Here is a 16,002-nt window from a genome sequence, read left to right on the forward strand (position 1 = left end):
GCCGATGATGATTGGAGTGTCGTCGCCCGGGAAGTCGTAAGTGCTCAACAGATCGCGCACTTCCATCTCAACCAGTTCCAGCAGCTCAGCGTCGTCTACCAGGTCAGCCTTGTTCAGGAAAACCACGATGTACGGAACACCTACCTGACGGGAGAGCAGGATGTGCTCACGAGTCTGAGGCATCGGACCATCGGCAGCCGAGCAAACCAGGATCGCGCCGTCCATCTGAGCAGCACCGGTGATCATGTTCTTCACATAGTCAGCGTGACCTGGGCAGTCAACGTGAGCGTAGTGACGGATCAGCGAGTTGTACTCGACGTGCGAGGTGTTGATGGTGATACCACGAGCCTTTTCTTCTGGAGCGCTGTCGATTTTATCGAAAGCAACAGCAGCAGAACCGAAAACTTCGGAGCAGACGCGAGTCAGAGCAGCGGTCAGCGTGGTTTTACCGTGGTCAACGTGACCAATGGTGCCAACGTTGACGTGCGGGAGGGTACGGTCAAATTTTTCTTTAGCCACGACAATTAACTCCTTGCCTAAAGGGCTGAATCAGCCTTGTTTTTTGGTAACAGTTTCGACGATGTGCGACGGAGCTGTATTGTATTTTTTGAATTCCATAGAGTAGCTTGCGCGACCCTGGGACATGGAACGAACGTCGGTCGCATAACCGAACATCTCACCCAGCGGAACTTCGGCGCGAATTACCTTGCCGGACACTGTGTCTTCCATACCCAAGATCATGCCGCGACGACGGTTAAGGTCGCCCATCACGTCACCCATATAGTCTTCAGGCGTAACAACCTCTACCGCCATGATCGGCTCAAGCAACTCACCACCGCCCTTCTGGGCCAGTTGCTTGGTCGCCATGGAAGCAGCCACCTTAAACGCCATCTCGTTGGAGTCGACGTCGTGGTAAGAACCATCAAACACGGTAGCCTTCAGGCCGATCAGCGGATAGCCGGCAACAACGCCGTTCTTCATCTGCTCTTCGATACCCTTCTGGATAGCCGGGATGTATTCCTTAGGAACCACACCACCAACAACTTCGTTCACGAATTGCAGACCTTCCTGACCTTCGTCAGCAGGAGCAAAACGGATCCAGCAGTGACCGAACTGGCCACGACCGCCGGACTGACGAACGAACTTGCCTTCGATTTCGCAGTTCTTCGTGATGCGCTCACGATAGGAAACCTGAGGCTTACCAATGTTGGCTTCGACGTTGAACTCGCGACGCATCCGGTCAACCAGGATGTCCAAGTGCAACTCGCCCATGCCGGAAATGATCGTCTGACCAGTTTCCTCATCGGTTTTAACGCGGAAAGACGGGTCTTCCTGAGCGAGTTTGCCCAGAGCAACACCCATTTTTTCCTGGTCGTCCTTGGTCTTAGGCTCAACGGCAACCGAAATAACCGGCTCCGGGAAGTCCATGCGAACCAGGATGATTGGCTTGTCAGCGTTGCACAAGGTCTCACCAGTGGTGACGTCCTTCATGCCGATCAGGGCCGCGATGTCACCAGCGCGCACTTCCTTGATCTCTTCACGGGCGTTTGCGTGCATTTGCACCATACGACCCACGCGCTCTTTCTTGCCCTTAACCGAGTTGATCACGCCGTCACCGGAGTTCAACACGCCCGAGTAAACACGGACGAAGGTCAAGGTACCCACGAATGGGTCGGTAGCGATCTTGAACGCCAGAGCCGAGAACGGCTCGTCATCGTTTGCATGACGCTCCAGCTCGATAGTCTCGTCATCCGGGTCAGAACCCTTGATGGCAGGAATATCGGTTGGCGCAGGCAGGTAGTCGATAACGGCGTCGAGAACCAGGGGAACACCCTTGTTCTTGAACGAAGAACCGCAAACAGCCAGAACGATTTCACCAGCGATAGTACGCTGACGCAGAGCGCCCTTGATTTCCTCGATGGAGAGTTCTTCACCCTCGAGGTATTTGTTCATCAGCTCTTCGCTGGCTTCGGCCGCAGCCTCAACCATGTTGCCGCGCCACTCTTCAGCCAGTTCCTGCAACTCGGCAGGGATAGCCTCGCGACGAGGAACAGTGCCCTTGTCAGCATCATTCCAGTAAACCGCTTCCATGGTCATCAGATCGATCTGACCCTGAAAGTTGTCTTCGGAACCGATAGCCAACTGGATTGGCACCGGAGTGTGACCCAGACGCTTCTTGATCTGCTCGACAACGCGCAGGAAGTTCGCGCCAGCACGGTCCATCTTGTTTACGTAAACAAGACGCGGAACACCGTACTTGTTGGCTTGACGCCACACGGTTTCCGACTGAGGCTCAACACCCGAAGTACCGCAGAACACAACGACCGCGCCGTCGAGTACACGCAGGGAACGCTCAACTTCAATAGTGAAGTCAACGTGGCCCGGGGTATCGATGACGTTGAAGCGGTATTGGTCCTTGTGCTGCTTAGCGGAACCCTGCCAGAAGGCGGTGATAGCAGCAGAAGTAATGGTAATACCACGCTCCTGCTCCTGCACCATCCAGTCTGTGGTCGCGGCGCCATCGTGCACCTCGCCCATCTTGTGACTTTTGCCAGTGTAAAAAAGGACGCGCTCGGTGGTGGTGGTTTTACCAGCATCCACGTGAGCGCAGATACCGATGTTACGGTAGCGACTAATCGGAGTAGTACGAGCCATAAAGCCCTCGCAAAATTAGTGAAGCTAAAATTAGAAGCGGTAGTGCGAGAAAGCTTTGTTAGCTTCGGCCATACGGTGCACGTCTTCACGCTTCTTAACAGCAGCACCTTTACCTTCAGCAGCATCCAACAGCTCGCCAGCCAAACGCAGAGCCATAGACTTCTCGCCGCGCTTGCGGGCGTAGTCTACCAACCAGCGCATTGCCAGGGCGTTACGACGGGACGGGCGAACTTCGACCGGAACCTGGTAAGTAGCACCGCCTACACGGCGCGACTTCACTTCGACCAGCGGAGCGATGGCGTCGAGAGCTTTCTCGAAGATTTCCAGGGGATCGCTGTTCTTGCGCTCTTTAACCTTTTCCAGCGCGCCATAAACGATACGCTCGGCAACGGCTTTCTTGCCGCTTTCCATCACGTGGTTCATGAACTTGGCCAGGATTTGGCTTCCGTATTTTGGATCGTCAAGCACTTCGCGCTTGGCTGCTACGCGTCTTCTTGGCATGGATAAGCCCTCAAACGGTCTTCAGGTTCGCTCGGAATGGTGCCCTTTCGGGACGCCTCCGACCTTACTCTTATCGACTCAGAAAAATAGATAATTCAGTTTTTACAAAAAGCCGCTACTACTTAGGCTTCTTGGTACCGTACTTCGAACGACCCTGGTTACGACCTTTAACGCCGGAAGTATCCAAAGAACCGCGTACGGTGTGGTAACGAACACCTGGCAAGTCTTTTACACGACCGCCGCGGATCAGTACCACGCTGTGCTCTTGCAGGTTGTGGCCTTCACCACCGATATACGAGGAAACCTCGAAACCGTTGGTCAGACGCACACGGCATACTTTACGCAGTGCCGAGTTAGGTTTTTTCGGCGTGGTGGTATACACACGGGTGCATACGCCACGACGTTGCGGGCAGTTCTGCAGCGCAGGCACGTCGGATTTCTCGACGATACGCTTACGCGGCTGACGTACCAGCTGGTTGATAGTTGCCATCTACTAGCTCCACTGTTGTCTTGCGACGCTATTGTCTTGCAAGAAAAGCAAAAATGGCAGGAACGAATTCCCGCCAAATTTAGGGGTACAAGAGTCTAAAGAGGATCTTGCCCCCAGTCAAGGCAAGGCCCCGACCTCTCCGCTTGTCGAACCTCGACTATTTGTGTCGATTCGACGAACGGAGCTGCCAGGGCCTTACGCTCACTTATCGCAGAACTCAGTTACCGCTAGAGTTCAGCGCTTCGGTCAGTGCAGCTTCCACTTCACTGGCGCTTACGCGCAACGGCTTGTCAAGTTCACGGCGGCGCTTACGCTCGCTGTGATAAGCCAGGCCGGTACCTGCCGGGATCAAACGACCCACGACCACGTTTTCTTTCAGGCCGCGCAGGTAATCGCGCTTGCCGGTCACTGCTGCTTCGGTCAGTACGCGAGTGGTCTCTTGGAAAGAGGCCGCCGAGATGAACGATTCGGTGGACAGCGACGCCTTGGTGATACCCAGCAGAACGCGAGTGAACTTGGAGACAAACTTGTCGTCCGCGCCCAAACGTTCGTTCTCTACCAAAACGTGAGTCAATTCCATCTGGTCGCCCTTGATGAAAGTGGAATCGCCAGACTCAGCAATCTCAACTTTACGCAGCATCTGACGCAAGATGGTCTCGATGTGCTTATCGTTGATCTTCACGCCTTGCAGACGGTAAACGTCCTGGATTTCGTTAACGATGTACTTGGCCAGCGCACTCACACCCAGCAGACGCAGGATGTCGTGTGGATCGCTCGGACCGTCGGAGATAACTTCGCCGCGGTTTACCTGTTCGCCTTCAAACACGTTCAGGTGACGCCACTTCGGAATCAGCTCTTCATACGGATCGCTACCGTCGTTCGGGGTGATAACCAGACGGCGCTTGCCTTTGGTCTCTTTACCGAACGCGATGGTGCCGCTGACTTCAGCCAGGATCGACGCTTCTTTCGGACGACGAGCTTCGAACAGGTCGGCAACACGCGGCAAACCACCGGTGATGTCACGAGTCTTCGAAGTTTCTTGCGGGATACGCGCGATAACATCACCGATCGCGATCTTCGCACCATCCGCTACACCGACCAGGGCGTTGGCTGGCAGGAAGTACTGAGCGATTACGTCAGTACCTGGCAGCAACAGATCCTTGCCGTTGTCGTCGACCATCTTAACGGCAGGACGGATGTCTTTACCGGCAGCTGGACGATCTTTAGCGTCGAGTACTTCAATGTTGGTCATACCGGTCAATTCGTCAGTCTGACGCTTGATCGTGATGCCTTCTTCCATGCCCACGTAGGTCACGGTACCTTTCATTTCGGTAACGATTGGGTGAGTGTGCGGATCCCACTTGGCCACGATTGCGCCAGCGTCGACCTTGTCACCTTCTTTAACCGAAATCACAGCACCGTACGGCAGCTTGTAACGCTCGCGCTCACGACCGTAGTCATCAGCAATCGCCAGCTCACCGGAACGAGACACAGCAACCAGGTGGCCATCCACTCGCTCAACGTGCTTGAGGTTATGCAGGCGGACGGTACCGCCATTCTTCACCTGAACACTGTCAGCAGCGGAGGTCCGGCTTGCCGCACCACCGATGTGGAACGTACGCATGGTCAGCTGGGTACCCGGCTCACCGATGGACTGGGCAGCGATAACGCCGACCGCTTCACCGATGTTCACCTGGTGACCACGAGCCAGATCACGGCCGTAGCACTTGGCGCAAATGCCGTAGCGGGTTTCGCAGCTGATTGGCGAACGCACGATCACTTCGTCGATGCTGTTGAGTTCGATGAACTCGACCCACTTCTCATCAACCAAGGTGCCGGCAGGGACGATAACGTCCTCGGTGCCCGGCTTGAACACGTCACGCGCAATTACACGACCCAATACGCGCTCACCCAGCGGCTCTACAACGTCACCGCCTTCAATGTGCGGAGTCATCAGCAGGCCGTGCTCGGTGCCGCAATCGATCTCGGTAACAACCAGATCTTGCGCCACGTCAACCAGACGACGAGTCAGGTAACCGGAGTTCGCGGTTTTCAACGCGGTATCCGCCAAACCTTTACGAGCACCGTGAGTCGAGATGAAGTACTGAAGTACGCTCAAACCTTCACGGAAGTTCGCGGTAATCGGCGTTTCGATGATGGAACCGTCCGGCTTGGCCATCAGGCCACGCATACCGGCGAGCTGACGGATCTGCGCAGCAGAACCCCGTGCGCCCGAGTCGGCCATCATGTACATCGAGTTGAAGGACTCTTGTTCGACTTCGACGCCATGACGGTCGATGACTTTCTCTTTCGAGAGGTTAGCCATCATCGCCTTGGAAACTTCGTCGTTCGCCTTGGACCAAAGGTCGATCACTTTGTTGTACTTCTCGCCCTGGGTTACCAGGCCGGAGGCGTACTGACTTTCGATTTCTTTTACTTCATCAGTAGCCGCGCTGATGATGCGAGCTTTTTCATCCGGGATAACGAAGTCGTTAACACCGATGGAAACGCCGGAAATAGTCGAATAGGCAAAACCGGTGTACATCAACTGGTCAGCGAAGATAACGGTCTCTTTCAGACCAACCACGCGGTAGCACTGGTTGATCAGCTTGGAGATCGCCTTTTTCTTCATTGGCAGGTTGACGACGTCGTACGACAGACCTTTTGGCACAACCTGGAACAGCAGCGCACGGCCGACAGTGGTGTCGACGATACGGGTGCCGCTTACGCTGCCACCATCACGGTCATTGACGGTTTCATTGATCCGCACTTTGACCTTGGCGTGCAGTGCGGCTTCGCCGGCACGGAACACACGGTCAACTTCTTGCAGATCCGCGAACACACGACCTTCGCCTTTGGCGTTGATCGCTTCACGCGTCATGTAGTACAGACCCAATACAACGTCCTGCGACGGAACGATGATTGGCTCACCGTTAGCTGGCGACAGAATGTTGTTGGTCGACATCATCAACGCACGCGCTTCCAACTGGGCTTCCAGTGTCAGCGGTACGTGCACGGCCATTTGGTCGCCGTCGAAGTCGGCGTTGTACGCGGCACAGACCAACGGGTGCAGCTGGATAGCCTTACCTTCGATCAGTACTGGTTCAAACGCCTGGATACCCAGACGGTGAAGGGTCGGTGCACGGTTGAGGAGAACCGGGTGTTCGCGAATCACTTCAGCGAGAACGTCCCAAACTTCCGGCAGCTCGCGCTCGACCATCTTCTTGGCAGCTTTGATGGTGGTCGCGAGACCACGCATTTCCAGCTTGCCGAAAATGAACGGCTTGAACAGTTCGAGCGCCATCTTCTTCGGAAGACCGCACTGGTGCAGACGCAGGGTCGGACCTACGGTAATTACCGAACGACCCGAGTAGTCAACACGCTTACCGAGCAAGTTCTGACGGAAACGACCTTGCTTACCCTTGATCATGTCGGCCAAGGATTTCAGAGGACGCTTGTTGGAACCGGTGATAGCACGGCCACGACGACCGTTGTCGAGCAAGGCGTCGACGGCTTCCTGCAACATACGCTTTTCGTTGCGCACGATGATGTCCGGAGCGGACAGATCAAGCAGGCGCTTCAAGCGGTTGTTACGGTTGATCACTCGACGATACAGGTCGTTGAGGTCGGAAGTCGCGAAACGACCACCATCCAACGGGACCAGCGGACGCAGGTCTGGCGGCAGAACCGGCAGAACGGTCAGCACCATCCACTCTGGCAGGTTGCCGGAACCCTGGAAGGCTTCCATCAACTTCAGACGCTTGGACAGCTTCTTGATTTTGGTTTCGGAGTTGGTTTGCGGAATCTCTTCACGCAGACGGCCAATCTCGTGTTCCAGGTCGATAGCGTGCAGCAGTTCGCGGACAGCTTCGGCACCCATGCGGGCATCGAAATCGTCGCCGAACTCTTCCAGCGCTTCGAAGTACTGCTCATCGTTCAGCAACTGACCCTTTTCAAGGGTGGTCATGCCTGGATCGATAACGACATAGCTCTCGAAGTAGAGAACGCGCTCGATATCACGCAGGGTCATGTCCATCAGCAAGCCGATACGGGACGGCAGCGACTTCAGGAACCAGATGTGGGCAACCGGCGAAGCCAGTTCAATGTGCGCCATGCGCTCACGACGAACCTTGGCCAGTGCAACTTCAACGCCGCACTTCTCGCAGATGACACCACGGTGCTTCAAGCGCTTGTACTTACCGCACAGGCACTCGTAATCCTTTACCGGGCCAAAGATCTTGGCGCAGAACAGGCCATCACGCTCAGGTTTGAACGTACGGTAGTTAATGGTTTCCGGCTTTTTAACTTCACCGAACGACCACGAACGGATCATCTCAGGCGATGCCAATCCAATACGGATGGCGTCGAACTCTTCGACTTGACCCTGGTTTTTCAGCAAATTCAGTAGGTCTTTCAAGGCCTTTCCTCCTGGCGGAGCAGAGAGCGGGCAATCCTGCCCCGCTCTCGATTCGCGTCACGTGTTATTCGGTTTCCAGATCGATATCGATGCCGAGGGAACGAATTTCCTTGATCAACACGTTGAAGGACTCGGGCATGCCCGGCTCCATACGGTGATCGCCATCCACGATGTTTTTGTACATCTTGGTACGGCCGTTCACATCGTCCGACTTCACTGTGAGCATTTCTTGCAGAGTGTATGCAGCACCGTATGCTTCCAGTGCCCAGACCTCCATCTCCCCGAAACGCTGACCACCGAACTGCGCCTTACCACCCAGCGGCTGCTGGGTAACCAGGCTGTACGAACCGGTAGAACGAGCGTGCATCTTGTCGTCTACCAAGTGGTTCAGCTTCAGCATGTACATGTAGCCAACGGTAACCGGGCGCTCGAACTTGTTGCCGGTACGGCCGTCAGTCAGCTGCATCTGGCCGCTTTCTGGCAGGTCTGCCAGTTTCAGCATGGCCTTGATTTCGCTTTCCTTGGCACCGTCGAACACTGGAGTGGCCATTGGTACGCCGCCACGCAGGTTCTTCGCCAGATCCAGGATTTCCTGGTCGGTGAAGTCATCAAGACTTTCTTGACGTCCGCCGATCTCGTTGTAGATCTCGTGCAGGAACTTACGCAGCTCAGCAACCTTGCGCTGCTCTTCGATCATACGGTTGATCTTCTCGCCCAACCCTTTAGCCGCGAGGCCCAGGTGGGTTTCAAGGATCTGACCAACGTTCATACGCGAAGGTACGCCCAGTGGGTTGAGGACCACGTCGACCGGCGTGCCATTGGCATCGTGCGGCATGTCTTCAACCGGCATGATCACGGAGACCACACCTTTGTTACCGTGACGACCGGCCATCTTGTCGCCCGGCTGGATGCGACGACGGATTGCCAGGTAAACCTTGACGATCTTCAGCACGCCTGGAGCCAGGTCATCGCCTTGCTGCAGCTTGCGCTTCTTATCTTCGAACTTGTCGTCCAGCAGACGGCGGCGATCAACGATGTAGGCCTGAGCCTTCTCGAGCTGCTCGTTCAGAGCATCTTCAGCCATGCGCAGCTTGAACCACTGACCATGCTCAAGACCGTCGAGAACTTCGTCGGTAATCTCCTGACCTTTCTTCAGGCCGGCGCCGCCTTCGGCTTTGTGGCCGACCAGAGCGGAACGCAGACGTTCGAAAGTCGCGCCTTCAACGATACGGAACTCTTCGTTCAGGTCCTTGCGGATCTCGTCGAGCTGAGTCTTCTCGATCGACAGAGCACGAGCATCACGCTCAACGCCGTCACGAGTGAAGACTTGTACGTCGATGACGGTGCCCTTGGTGCCGGTAGGCACGCGCAGGGAGGTGTCTTTAACGTCGCTGGCTTTTTCACCGAAGATGGCACGCAACAGCTTCTCTTCCGGAGTCAGTTGGGTCTCGCCTTTCGGAGTGACCTTACCCACCAGAATGTCGCCAGCGCCAACTTCAGCACCTACATAAACGATACCGGCTTCGTCCAGCTTGTTCAGTGCAGCTTCACCCACGTTCGGGATGTCTGCAGTGATTTCCTCTGGCCCAAGCTTGGTGTCACGCGCCACACAGGTCAGTTCCTGAATGTGGATCGTGGTAAAGCGATCTTCTTGAACAACTCGTTCCGACAGGCAGATGGAGTCTTCGAAGTTGTAACCGTTCCAGGCCATGAACGCGATGCGCATGTTCTGACCCAGTGCCAGCTCACCCATATCGGTAGACGGACCGTCAGCCATGATGTCGCTGCGCTGAACCCGATCACCCTTACGCACCAGCGGACGCTGGTTGATGCAGGTGTTCTGGTTGGAGCGGGTGTATTTGGTCAGGTTGTAGATGTCGACACCAGCTTCGCCGGTTTCAACTTCGTCATCGGCAACACGAACCACGATACGGCTGGCATCAACGGAGTCGATCACGCCGCCACGACGAGCCACGACGCAAACGCCGGAGTCGCGAGCCACGTTACGCTCCATGCCGGTACCCACCAGCGGCTTGTCAGCGCGCAGGGTTGGTACAGCTTGACGCTGCATGTTCGAACCCATCAACGCACGGTTGGCGTCGTCGTGCTCGAGGAACGGGATCAGCGACGCCGCAACCGAAACTACCTGCTTCGGCGATACGTCCATCAAGGTGACGTCTTCCGGCGCCTTGACGGTGAACTCGTTCAAGTGACGAACGGCCACCAGCTCGTCGATCAGCATTTTCTTGTCGTTCATCGCGGCCGAAGCCTGGGCGATCACGTGATCAGCTTCTTCGATGGCGGACAGGAACACGATCTCGTCGGTGACCAAGGCGTCTTTCACCACTCGGTACGGGCTCTCAAGGAAGCCGTACTGGTTGGTGCGCGCATAAGCGGCCAGGGAGTTGATCAGGCCGATGTTCGGACCTTCCGGCGTTTCAATCGGGCATACACGACCATAGTGAGTCGGGTGTACGTCACGAACTTCAAAACCAGCGCGCTCACGAGTCAAACCGCCCGGGCCCAGTGCAGAAACACGGCGCTTGTGGGTAATCTCGGAGAGAGGGTTGTTCTGGTCCATGAACTGCGAGAGCTGGCTGGAACCGAAGAACTCTTTCACCGCCGCAGCCACTGGCTTGGCGTTGATCAGGTCTTGCGGCATCAGGCCTTCGCTTTCAGCCATCGACAGACGCTCTTTGACCGCACGCTCAACACGTACCAGGCCAACGCGGAACTGGTTTTCGGCCATTTCGCCTACGCAGCGAACACGACGGTTACCCAGGTGATCGATGTCATCGACGATGCCCTTACCGTTACGGATGTCGACCAGAGTCTTCAGTACCGCGACGATGTCTTCCTTGCACAACACGCCCGAACCTTCGATCTCGGTACGACCGATACGACGGTTGAACTTCATCCGGCCGACCGCAGACAGGTCATAGCGCTCAGGGCTGAAGAACAGGTTGTTGAACAGGGTTTCGGCAGCGTCCTTGGTAGGCGGCTCGCCTGGACGCATCATGCGATAGATCTCGACCAGCGCTTCCAATTGGTTGCTGGTGGAGTCGATCTTCAGCGTGTCGGAGACGAACGGACCGCAGTCGATATCGTTGGTGTACAGAGTTTCGATACGAACAACCTGAGACTTGGCGATTTTCGCCAGGATCTCGGTGTTCAGCTCGGTGTTGCACTCTGCCAGGATTTCGCCGGTTGCCGGATGCACGATGACCTTGGCGGTAGTGCGACCCAGGACATAGTCCAGAGGCACTTGCAGCTCTTTGATCCCTGCTTTTTCCAACTGGTTGATATGGCGAGCGGTGATACGACGACCTTGCTCGACAATAACCTTGCCTTTGTCATCCAGGATATCCAGGACAGCAATTTCACCACGCAGGCGCTGAGGCACCAGTTCCAGGCTGAGGTTTTCACCCTGCACGTGGAAAACGTTGGTGGTGTAGAACGCATCCAGCACTTCTTCGGTGGTATAGCCGAGCGCGCGCAGCAGTACCGACGCAGGCAGCTTGCGACGACGGTCGATACGCACGAACACACAGTCTTTCGGGTCGAACTCGAAGTCCAACCACGAACCGCGGTAAGGAATGATGCGCGCCGAGTACAGCAGTTTACCGGAGCTGTGCGTCTTGCCACGGTCGTGGTCGAAGAACACGCCCGGGGAACGGTGCAACTGGGAAACGATTACACGCTCGGTACCGTTGATTACGAAGGTACCGTTCTCAGTCATCAGGGGAATTTCACCCATGTAGACTTCTTGCTCTTTAATGTCCTTGATCGCTTTGTTCGACGATTCTTTGTCGAAAATGATCAGGCGCACTTTTACCCGCAAAGGTACGGCGTAAGTCACACCGCGCAATACGCATTCTTTGACATCAAATGCCGGTTCGCCCAGGCGATAACCGACGTACTCCAGCGCAGCATTGCCGGAGTAGCTGATGATCGGGAAAACGGATTTGAAGGCCGCATGCAGGCCCACGTCGCGGAACTGATCTTTAGTCGCTCCCGCTTGCAAGAATTCACGATACGAATCCAGCTGGATGGCCAGGAGGTACGGCACATCCATGACGTCCGGCAACTTGCTAAAGTCCTTGCGGATACGTTTTTTCTCAGTATATGAGTAAGCCATCAGCGTTCCCCAGCTTGGTCACCTGCTTGTTTGGCCCCTCCCGACGGGAGCAGCCAGAAAATCGTGCAAACCCCATGGTTTGCTCCACCGCATCGGGTGGTTACAGCACGCTATCAGCACCGACCCAGTCGGCTGCCAATAACGGAAAAAGGCCGGTGGCAAGAGCCACCAGCCATCAGCCTTTCGCTTAACGCTCGGGCTGGAGACGCAAAGTCGATGCTTACTTCAGCTCGACTTTAGCGCCTGCTTCTTCCAGAGTTGCCTTGGCTTTGTCAGCTGCGTCTTTGGCAACAGCTTCCAGAACCATGGCAGGAGCGCCGTCAACTACAGCCTTGGCTTCTTTCAGGCCCAGACCGGTCAGTTCACGTACTGCCTTGATCACGTTAACTTTCTTCTCGCCAGCTTCAAGCAGCATGACGTTGAATTCAGTTTGCTCTTCAGCAACAGCAGCAACAGCAGCTGGGCCAGCAGAAGCAGCGGCAGCGGAAACGCCGAATTTTTCTTCGAAAGCTTTGATCAGCTCAACAACCTGCAGAACCGACATTTCAGCTACGGCGTTGAGGATATCTTCTTGAGAGATAGACATTACTGTAATTCCTGAATTGGGGGACGGCCTACGCGGCCATCGAAATAAACAAAAATACGCGAGAGAAGATACTCAGCCTTAGGCTGCGACAGCTTCTTTTTGCTCGCGAACTGCGGCCAGAGTACGAGCCAACTTGCTGGTAGCGCCTTGAATCACGCTCATCAGCTGAGAAATAGCTTCGTTACGGGTCGGCAGTGTTGCCAGTACGTCGATCTGATTAGCTGCGAGGAACTTGCCCTCGAACGCAGCTGCCTTGATCTCGAACTTATCCTGACCCTTGGCGAACTCTTTGAACAAACGGGCAGCAGCGCCCGGGTGATCTTTGGAGAACGCAATCAGGGTCGGGCCGGTGAACACGTCGTTGAGAACACTGTATTCAGTGTCAGCAACAGCGCGCTTGAGCAGGGTGTTACGTACAACTCGTACGTATACGCCAGCTTCACGAGCCTCTTTACGGAGTCCGGTCATAGCGCTTACTGTCACACCACGGGCATCAGCCACGACAGCGGACAGAGCAGCTTTGGCAGCCTCGTTGACTTCAGCGACGATGGCCTTCTTGTCTTCGAGATTAATTGCCACGGGTTTAACTCCTGCTTGTTACCGTTTCATCCAGCCGAAGCTGAATGTCGTTTTGGTGTCTGATTCGGTAAGGAACCGGGAGCACCATCTGCGTAGGCTGGAGGTTTAAGACTTGCGTCGCCTACGGTCTTGGATAGCCCCCGCCAGGCAGGGACCCCAATCTTGCAATCGGCGCGATTGCTCGCGCCAACTTGTGTCTTATACGTCCAGCGAGCCTTGGTCGATGACCAGACCTGGGCCCATAGTGGTGCTCAGGGTAACGCGCTTAACGTAGATACCTTTCGAGGAAGCTGGCTTGATACGCTTCAGATCAGCGATCAGGGCTTCAACGTTTTCCTTCAGCTTGACGGCGTCGAAGCCGACCTTGCCAACGGAGGTGTGAATGATGCCGTTTTTGTCGGTGCGATAACGAACCTGACCAGCCTTGGCGTTCTTAACCGCGGTAGCTACGTCTGGAGTTACGGTGCCGACTTTAGGGTTAGGCATCAGACCACGTGGACCGAGGATCTGACCCAACTGACCCACAACGCGCATTGCATCCGGGGATGCGATAACTACGTCATAGTTCAGGTCGCCGCCTTTCATTTCGGCAGCCAGGTCATCCATGCCTACGCGATCAGCGCCGGCAGCCAGAGCAGCTTCAGCTGCTGGGCCCTGGGTGAACACAGCAACACGAACGGTCTTACCAGTGCCGTGTGGCAGCACAGTAGCGCTACGAACAACCTGGTCAGATTTACGCGGGTCAACACCCAGGTTTACAGCGATGTCTACCGACTCGCTGAACTTGACGGTCGACAGCTCGGTCAGGAGAGCAGCTGCGTCAACGAAGCTATAGGCCTTGCCTGCTTCGATTTTGCCGGCGATAGCCTTTTGGCGCTTGGTCAGCTTAGCCATTACACACCCTCCACGTTAAGGCCCATGCTACGAGCAGAACCGGCGATAGTACGCACGGCTGCATCCATATCAGCTGCAGTCAGATCCGCGTTTTTGGTTTTCGCGATTTCTTCCAGCTGTGCACGAGTTACGGTGCCAACCTTAACGGTGTTTGGACGAGCGGAACCGCTAGTCAGACCGGCAGCCTTCTTCAGCAGAACCGAAGCTGGAGTCGACTTAGTTTCGAACGTGAAGCTACGGTCGCTGTATACAGTGATGATCACTGGAGTCGGCAGACCTGGCTCAATACCCTGGGTACGGGCGTTGAAAGCCTTGCAGAATTCCATGATGTTCACGCCGTGCTGACCCAGAGCCGGGCCAACAGGTGGACTTGGGTTAGCCTGAGCGGCCTTCACTTGCAGCTTGATGTAAGCGGTAATCTTCTTGGCCATGAGGCACTCCAATTACGGGTTCGAACGCCTCGAGAGGCTCCCCGGTTACTTGCGCGTTTATCCCAGTGACGACAAAACCCCACAGCCTAGGGCTGCGGGGTTGGGATGCTTGTTCGGCTAGACCTTTTCGACCTGGCTGAACTCTAGCTCTACCGGAGTAGAGCGACCGAAAATAAGCACAGCCACTTGGATCCGGCTCTTTTCGTAGTTAACTTCTTCGACAGTACCGTTAAAATCAGCGAACGGACCATCAGTGACACGGACCACTTCGCCCGGCTCGAACAACGTCTTCGGCTTCGGCTTGTCGCTACCATCAGCAACACGACGCAGAATCGCTTCTGCCTCTTTATCAGTGATCGGTGCAGGCTTGTCAGCGGTACCGCCGATAAAGCCCATCACTCGAGGAGTGTCCTTGACCAAGTGCCAAGTACCCTCACTCATATCCATCTGAACCAGCACATAACCAGGAAAGAACTTGCGTTCGCTTTTGCGCTTCTGGCCATTACGCATTTCAACCACTTCTTCAGTGGGAACCAGAATTTCGCCGAAGCCATCTTCCATGCCTGCCAGCTTTATGCGCTCTACTAGCGAGCGCATCACATGCTTCTCGTAACCCGAGTAAGCATGCACAACATACCAACGCTTAGCCACGGGACACCCTTAGCCAACAATCAAGGAAACAAGCCAGCCGAGCAGGGAATCAAGCCCCCACAACAGCAACGCCATAACCAGAACAACAGCTACCACAATCAACGTGGTCTGCGTGGTTTCTTGGCGAGTCGGCCAAACGACTTTACGGATCTCGGTGCGAGCTTCCTTAACCAGTACAAAGAATGACTTGCCCTTGGCTGTCTGCAGGCCTACAAAGGCAGCTAGAGCAGCAATAGCAAGCAAAGCGAGTACACGGTACAGGATCGGCGAAGCAGAATAATACTGATTGCCAACAACGCCAACAACCACCAAAGTCGCTACCACTAGCCACTTAAGCAGATCGAAGCGAGAGCCTTGAGCTTCAGCTTTAGGAGTCATCTATGAAGATCCTGTGAAAAGAAAGCCAGACACACCAAGTGAATCTGGCAGGTCAGGAGGGAATCGAACCCCCAACCTACGGTTTTGGAGACCGTCGCTCTGCCAATTGAGCTACTGACCTAAAACAAAATCAGGCCGACCATTATGCCGGCCCGAAAAAGACATTACAACAAATTACTCGAAGATCTTGGCTACGACGCCAGCGCCGACGGTACGACCGCCTTCACGGATAGCGAAACGCAGACCATCTTCCATCGCGATGGTTTTGATCAGGGTGACAAC

Annotated in this window: 12 protein-coding genes, 1 tRNA gene and 1 pseudogene; all 14 read right to left on the minus strand. The window is 55.3% G+C overall.

Annotated features, from left to right (window positions below; genetic code table 11):
* Window positions 1-519 (minus strand): GTP-binding protein (locus BMW74_RS23970; protein ID WP_139208466.1); only part of this gene is annotated, 519 nt, incomplete at its 3' end.
* A gap of 30 nt (window positions 520-549) precedes the next feature.
* Window positions 550-2,655, minus strand: coding sequence for an elongation factor G (gene fusA, locus BMW74_RS23975; protein WP_093426585.1), 2,106 nt, complete (start codon window positions 2,653-2,655; stop codon window positions 550-552).
* 30 nt (window positions 2,656-2,685) lie between these two features.
* Window positions 2,686-3,156, minus strand: a complete 471-nt coding sequence (gene rpsG / locus BMW74_RS23980) for a 30S ribosomal protein S7 (protein WP_093426586.1) — start codon at window positions 3,154-3,156, stop codon at window positions 2,686-2,688.
* Window positions 3,157-3,274: 118 nt separating this feature from the next.
* A complete protein-coding gene (rpsL, locus tag BMW74_RS23985; RefSeq protein ID WP_002555494.1) occupies window positions 3,275-3,646 on the minus strand; it encodes a 30S ribosomal protein S12 in 372 nt (123 codons plus the stop codon).
* Window positions 3,647-3,863: 217 nt separating this feature from the next.
* Window positions 3,864-8,063 carry a DNA-directed RNA polymerase subunit beta' gene (gene rpoC / locus BMW74_RS23990; protein WP_093426587.1) on the minus strand — a complete coding sequence of 1,400 codons (4,200 nt, stop codon included), beginning with the start codon at window positions 8,061-8,063 and terminating at the stop codon, window positions 3,864-3,866.
* A 64-nt stretch (window positions 8,064-8,127) separates the two neighbouring features.
* Window positions 8,128-12,201 carry a DNA-directed RNA polymerase subunit beta gene (gene rpoB, locus BMW74_RS23995; protein ID WP_093426588.1) on the minus strand — a complete coding sequence of 1,358 codons (4,074 nt, stop codon included), beginning with the start codon at window positions 12,199-12,201 and terminating at the stop codon, window positions 8,128-8,130.
* Between the two features lie 220 nt (window positions 12,202-12,421).
* Window positions 12,422-12,787, minus strand: coding sequence for a 50S ribosomal protein L7/L12 (gene rplL, locus BMW74_RS24000; RefSeq protein ID WP_017848797.1), 366 nt, complete (start codon window positions 12,785-12,787; stop codon window positions 12,422-12,424).
* Between the two features lie 78 nt (window positions 12,788-12,865).
* Complete coding sequence (gene rplJ / locus BMW74_RS24005) at window positions 12,866-13,366, minus strand: 50S ribosomal protein L10 (protein WP_093426589.1); 501 nt, start codon at window positions 13,364-13,366, stop codon at window positions 12,866-12,868.
* Between the two features lie 198 nt (window positions 13,367-13,564).
* Entirely contained in the window at window positions 13,565-14,260 is a 696-nt protein-coding gene (gene rplA, locus BMW74_RS24010; protein WP_093426590.1) for a 50S ribosomal protein L1, read from the minus strand.
* Window positions 14,260-14,691 carry a 50S ribosomal protein L11 gene (gene rplK / locus BMW74_RS24015; RefSeq protein ID WP_003210097.1) on the minus strand — a complete coding sequence of 144 codons (432 nt, stop codon included), beginning with the start codon at window positions 14,689-14,691 and terminating at the stop codon, window positions 14,260-14,262. The genes rplA and rplK overlap by 1 nt, the downstream gene beginning before the upstream one ends.
* A gap of 117 nt (window positions 14,692-14,808) precedes the next feature.
* On the minus strand, window positions 14,809-15,342 hold the full coding sequence (gene nusG / locus BMW74_RS24020; RefSeq protein ID WP_093426591.1) for a transcription termination/antitermination protein NusG: 534 nt from the start codon (window positions 15,340-15,342) through the stop codon (window positions 14,809-14,811).
* 9 nt (window positions 15,343-15,351) lie between these two features.
* On the minus strand, window positions 15,352-15,720 hold the full coding sequence (gene secE, locus BMW74_RS24025) for a preprotein translocase subunit SecE (protein ID WP_093426592.1): 369 nt from the start codon (window positions 15,718-15,720) through the stop codon (window positions 15,352-15,354).
* A gap of 45 nt (window positions 15,721-15,765) precedes the next feature.
* A tRNA-Trp gene (locus BMW74_RS24030) sits at window positions 15,766-15,841 on the minus strand.
* Between the two features lie 53 nt (window positions 15,842-15,894).
* Window positions 15,895-16,002: pseudogene (locus BMW74_RS24035) on the minus strand (elongation factor Tu); the annotation flags it as partial.

The sequence above is a fragment of the Pseudomonas sp. ok272 genome, assembly GCF_900109995.1.
Classification (GTDB): Bacteria; Pseudomonadota; Gammaproteobacteria; order Pseudomonadales; family Pseudomonadaceae; genus Aquipseudomonas.

Excerpts from the sequence above, each read along its gene's own strand:
- secE (WP_093426592.1), bottom strand. The coding sequence starts at position 15,720 with ATGACTCCTAAAGCTGAAGCTCAAGGCTCTCGCTTCGATCTGCTTAAG.
- rplK (WP_003210097.1), bottom strand. The coding sequence starts at position 14,691 with ATGGCCAAGAAGATTACCGCTTACATCAAGCTGCAAGTGAAGGCCGCT.
- rplA (WP_093426590.1), bottom strand. The coding sequence starts at position 14,260 with ATGGCTAAGCTGACCAAGCGCCAAAAGGCTATCGCCGGCAAAATCGAA.
- rplL (WP_017848797.1), bottom strand. The coding sequence starts at position 12,787 with ATGTCTATCTCTCAAGAAGATATCCTCAACGCCGTAGCTGAAATGTCG.
- rpsG (WP_093426586.1), bottom strand. The coding sequence starts at position 3,156 with ATGCCAAGAAGACGCGTAGCAGCCAAGCGCGAAGTGCTTGACGATCCA.
- fusA (WP_093426585.1), bottom strand. The coding sequence starts at position 2,655 with ATGGCTCGTACTACTCCGATTAGTCGCTACCGTAACATCGGTATCTGC.
- rpoB (WP_093426588.1), bottom strand. The coding sequence starts at position 12,201 with ATGGCTTACTCATATACTGAGAAAAAACGTATCCGCAAGGACTTTAGC.
- rpsL (WP_002555494.1), bottom strand. The coding sequence starts at position 3,646 with ATGGCAACTATCAACCAGCTGGTACGTCAGCCGCGTAAGCGTATCGTC.